Origin of the sequence: Devosia sp. (genome assembly GCF_017307565.1) — a bacterium.
Taxonomy (GTDB): domain Bacteria; phylum Pseudomonadota; class Alphaproteobacteria; order Rhizobiales; family Devosiaceae; genus Devosia.
On sequence record NZ_JAFKHD010000033.1, the window covers coordinates 1 to 4,867 of the forward strand.

At 61.6% G+C, this 4,867-nt stretch carries 5 protein-coding genes; all 5 read left to right on the forward strand.

The features are described from left to right. On the forward strand, nt 1-861 hold an 861-nt coding region (locus J0I64_RS00510; protein ID WP_291405389.1), incomplete at its 5' end, for an ABC transporter substrate-binding protein. A gap of 139 nt (nt 862-1,000) precedes the next feature. Then, the gene (locus J0I64_RS00515; protein ID WP_291405391.1) at nt 1,001-1,792 is read left to right on the forward strand and encodes an ABC transporter ATP-binding protein; all 792 of its coding nucleotides are present in this window, start codon (nt 1,001-1,003) and stop codon (nt 1,790-1,792) included. Then, a complete protein-coding gene (locus J0I64_RS00520) occupies nt 1,789-2,604 on the forward strand; it encodes an ABC transporter permease (protein ID WP_291405393.1) in 816 nt (271 codons plus the stop codon). The genes J0I64_RS00515 and J0I64_RS00520 overlap by 4 nt, the downstream gene beginning before the upstream one ends. Before the next feature lie 62 nt (nt 2,605-2,666). Beyond that, entirely contained in the window at nt 2,667-3,602 is a 936-nt protein-coding gene (ppk2, locus tag J0I64_RS00525; RefSeq protein ID WP_291405395.1) for a polyphosphate kinase 2, read from the forward strand. Between the two features lie 68 nt (nt 3,603-3,670). Further along, the coding region (locus J0I64_RS00530) for a molybdopterin-dependent oxidoreductase (RefSeq protein ID WP_291405397.1) at nt 3,671-4,867 on the forward strand (1,197 nt) is incomplete at its 3' end.

Genomic DNA, 4,867 nt, shown 5'->3' on the forward strand with positions numbered 1-4,867 from the left:
GATGAGGGGCTGAACGTCACGGTAGACACCGGCAACGGCTCGGTGGAAGCGATCCCGCGCGTTGCGACCGGCGCCTATCAGTTCGGTTTTGGCGACATCAATTCGCTGATCAAGTTTCTCGACGAAGACGCCTCACAGCCGGTCAAGGCTGTGATGATGGTCTATGACAAGCCGGTATTCTCGGTGATCGGTCGCAAGTCTCTCGGGATCACCGACGATCCGAAATCGCTCGAAGGCAAGAAGCTGGGTGCTCCGCCCCCGGATGGCGCGTTTGCGCAATGGCCTGCCTTTGTCGAGGCCGCCGATATCGATACGTCGGGCATCACGCTCGAGTCGATCGGCTTCCCGGTGCGCGAGCCGATGCTGGCCTCAGGCGATGTGGATGGCGTCTTCGGCTTTGCCTTTTCGGTGATCCTCAACCTCAAGGCGAACGGGGTTCCGGATGATGACATCGCCACCATTCTCTTCGCTGATCACGGGCTCAACCTTTATGGCAATGCCATCATGGTCAACGAGGCTTTTGCCGAGGAAAATCCGGAGGCGGTGAGGGGTTTTCTCCGTGCGCTGGCCAAGGGCTTTGCCGACGCAGTCGCCGATCCGGCGGCGGGCGCGGCGGCGGTCCTGGCCCGCAATGAGACGCTGAATATCGACACCGAAACGGCGCGTCTCACCATGGCCAACGAGATGAACATCAAGACCCCATACGTCGTCGAGCACGGTTTTGGCGGCATCGATGAGGCGCGCCTCGCAGCCTCGATCGAAACGCTGAAAGTGTCGATGGGTCTCAAGGGCAATGTCGGTGCGGCAGACGTCTTTGATGCGCAATATCTCGCTCCGGCTGCCGAACGCAGGCTGCCGTAAGCACACTCGCCCTTCTCCCCCCACGGGGGGAGGGCAGAATTCCCGGGCGAAAGGGCGCCCGGGGACTTCCGCTTCGGGCCGTTCTTTCGAGGGAACGGGGATGGCCCGAAGCGGACCCTTCCAACCTCAAGGGTGCGACATGGCCTCGCCGCTGGTTTCCATTGAAAATGTCGACATGCGCTATGGCGGGCCGAGCGGCACGCTGGCGGTCAGCGGGCTCAATCTGCGCATCAATCGCGGCGAGTTCGTCGCCGTGGTGGGGCCTTCGGGTTGCGGCAAGTCCACGCTGATGAAGCTGACGACGGGGCTGCATATTCCGCAGGCCGGCGCCGTTATCGTGGCCAACAGCCAGGTGACCAAGCCCGTATCCATTGTGGGCATGGCGTTTCAGAACCCGACCATGCTGCCGTGGCGGACGACGCTCGAGAATATCCTTTTGCCGCTGGAGATCGTCGAGAAGCACCGGCATCGCCTGCGCAGCCACAAGGCGGAATATGTCGCGAAGGCCGAAAAGCTGCTGGAAACCGTGGGGCTCAAGGGCTTTGGCGAGAAGTTTCCATGGCAGCTTTCGGGCGGCATGCAGCAGCGCGCCAATCTCTGCCGCGCGCTGATCCACGAGCCGGAACTGCTGATGCTCGACGAGCCGTTTGGCGCGCTCGACGCTTTCACCCGCGAAGAGCTCTGGTGCGTCATTCGCGACCTGCATGCGAGCCAGGATGTCACTATCGTGCTCGTGACGCATGACCTGCGCGAAAGCGTGTTTCTGGCGGACAAGGTGGTGGTGATGTCGGCGCGGCCGGGCAGGGTGATCGCCGAGCACGAAGTGCCGTTTGAACGACCGCGCCAGCTTGAGCTGCTCTATGAGCCGGCTTTCAACGAAATGGTGCAGAAGCTGCACGGCGAAATCGCCACTGCGAGGGTTGCCGCATGACGACGCTCGATACGACGACGCCGGTCGCAGTGCCGCCCAAGCCCACCTTCAAGGTCAATTGGGTGCGGCTGGCGCCGTTTCTCTACACCATCGGACTCTTCGTGATCTGGGAGGTCGGCGTTCGAATTTCCGGGCTGCCGCACACCATCCTGCCGACGCCGACGCGGGTTTTCGAGGCGATCGTGCAATATTGGTCGCCGATCTGGAAGAACTCGATCCAGACGCTCTATACCACCGTGCTCGGCTTTCTGATTGCCGTCGTCGCAGGGCTGGGCATTGGGCTCTTCATCGGCTGGTCGAAGACCATTTATGCGGGGCTCTATCCGATCATGGTTGGCTTCAATGCCATTCCCAAGGTCGCGCTGGTGCCGATCCTCGTCATCTGGTTCGGCATCGGCACGGTGCCGGCGGTGCTGACGGCGTTTCTGATTTCGTTCTTCCCCATTGTCGTCAACGTGGCGACGGGCCTCGCGACCATCGAGCCGGAAACCGAGGACGTGCTGCGAGCGCTCGGGGCGAAGAAGATGGACATCATGCTCAAGGTCGGCATTCCGCGATCGATGCCGTACTTTTTCGGTTCGCTGAAGGTGGCGATTACCCTGGCCTTTGTCGGCTCGGTGGTGAGCGAGACCGTGGCCTCGAATTCGGGGCTGGGCAATATGATGGCTTCGGCGCAATCCAACTTCAACGTGCCGTTGGTGTTTGCCGGGCTGCTGATGCTCGCCGTCGAGGGCATCGCCATGTATGCGCTGATGGCCTGGGTCGAGAAGCGAATGACGGGGTGGGCGCATCGTTCCTCGATGGCCAATTGAAATCTGTCACAAAACTGCAATCCTGGTGTGGCCAATGAGTGCCGCACCCGGAGGGCCTAACCGTGAACGACCTTGATCAGAACGCGCGCTTCGACCAATTCGAGGCGGAGCTTGATCGCATCCGTGAAGAACTCACTGACAGTTTTGACGAAGAGCTGGAGTTGCAATTCGAAGACGACCATCTCGAAGCGCTGGCAGAAGACAGCGAGCGGGCTGGGCGCAAGTCGATCGACCGCAATGTCTACTTCCGCGAGCTCTTTCGTCTACAGCACGAACTGGTCCGCCTGCAGGACTGGATTGTTCATAACAAACTGAAGGTTGCGGTGATTTTTGAAGGCCGTGATTCCGCCGGCAAGGGCGGGGCCATCAAGCGTATCACCCAGCGTCTCAACCCCCGCGTTTGCCGCGTCGTCGCGCTGCCCGCGCCGTCTGACCGCGAAAAGACGCAGTGGTATTTCCAGCGCTATGTGCCGCACCTGCCGGCAGCCGGCGAAATGGTGCTGTTCGACCGCTCCTGGTACAACCGGGCTGGCGTCGAGCGGGTCATGGGCTTTTGCAGCCCGGATGAGCTCGAAGAGTTCTTCCGCACGGTGCCGGAATTCGAAAAGATGCTGATCCGCTCGGGGATCATCCTCATCAAATTCTGGTTCTCCATCACCAATGAAGAGCAGGAATTCCGCTTCCGCATGCGCATTCAGGACCCGCTGAAGCAGTGGAAGCTCTCACCCATGGACATGGAGTCCCGCCGCCACTGGGAAGACTATACCAAGGCCAAGGAAGACATGCTGGCGCGCACCCACACCACGGATTCGCCGTGGTGGGTGGTGAATGCCGATGACAAGAAGCGTGCGCGGCTCAATTGCATCGCGCATCTCCTGGCGTCGGTGCCGTATCAGGACGTGCCCAAGCCGGAAGTCGTACTGCCGCAGCGCATTCGGCACCCCGACTACCATCGGGGGCCAATTCCGGACGACATGTATGTGAAGGCGGTCTACTAGGCCCCTTCACGGCTTGCCTCGCCCGCATTCTGCGCCGACAATGTGGGTTCGGAATGCGGGAGGCAGGTTTGGCCGATACCAGTCATGTCGTGGGCGGCGGCCCCAAGAAGGTGCTCTATACGCTCTCGACCATCGGGAAGATGGGTGTGGGCAAGGCAGCCAAGGCGCTGACGGCCAAGAATACCTGCAAGGCCTGTGCCTATGGCATGGGCGGCCAGCACGGCGGCATGACCAATGAACTCGATGAGTTCCCCTCGGTCTGCAACAAGTCGGTGCAGGCCCAATCGACCGATATTCAGCCGCCGATCCCCGAACCGATCTTCGAGCACACGATCGCTGAACTCAGCGAATTGACCGGCCGCGAAATGGAGCGGCTGGGGAGGCTCGGCACGCCGATCTTTCGCCGGGCCGGGTCGGATCGCTTCGAGCCGCTCGATTGGGACGCGGCGCTCGATCATGCAGCGCACCGTCTCGCAGAGACCGATCCGAGGCGGACGTTCTTTTATTCCTCGGGGCGCTCGTCCAACGAGGCGGGGTTCCTGTTTCAGTTGCTGGCGCGGGCCTATGGCACCAACAACGTCAACAACTGCTCCTACTATTGCCATCAGGCGACGAGCGAGGGGCTGGCCACCACGATCGGCAAGGGCACTTCGACGGTCGAGCTGGAGGATTTGACCGGCGCGGATCTGATCTTCGTGATCGGGGCCAATCCATCGTCCAACCATCCGCGCTTCATTCACATGCTCAAGAACTGCCGCGAGCGGGGCGGGCAGGTGATCGTCATCAACCCGGCCAAGGAGCCGGGGCTGGTCAAGTTCGCGGTGCCGAAATCGCCGGTGTCCATGCTCAAGGGCGGCAGCGATATCGCGTCAGATTATCTGCAGCCGCGGATCGGGTCGGACATTGCGCTCTTCAAGGGGCTGACCAAGGCCGTACTGGAGCAGGGCACGGAGGATCGGGCGTTTATTGCGGCCTACGGAGCCGACTTCGAGGCATTCCGTAACGATCTCGATACGCTTTCCTGGGGCGAGATCACCGAGGCCTGCGGGGTCTCGCGGGAGGAGATTTCGCGGGTGGCGGCGGCTTATGGCCGGGCCCAGAATGCCGTTTTTGCCTGGGGCATGGGGATGACCCACCATGTGCATGGCGTTGCCAATGTTGAGGCCATTTCCAACCTGGCGCTGGTGCGCGGCATGATCGGCAAGCGCTTTGCTGGCCTCTTGCCGCTACGGGGGCACTCCAACGTGCAGGGGATCGGCACGATC

Excerpts from the sequence above, each read along its gene's own strand:
- J0I64_RS00515 (WP_291405391.1), top strand. The coding sequence starts at position 1,001 with ATGGCCTCGCCGCTGGTTTCCATTGAAAATGTCGACATGCGCTATGGC.
- J0I64_RS00520 (WP_291405393.1), top strand. The coding sequence starts at position 1,789 with ATGACGACGCTCGATACGACGACGCCGGTCGCAGTGCCGCCCAAGCCC.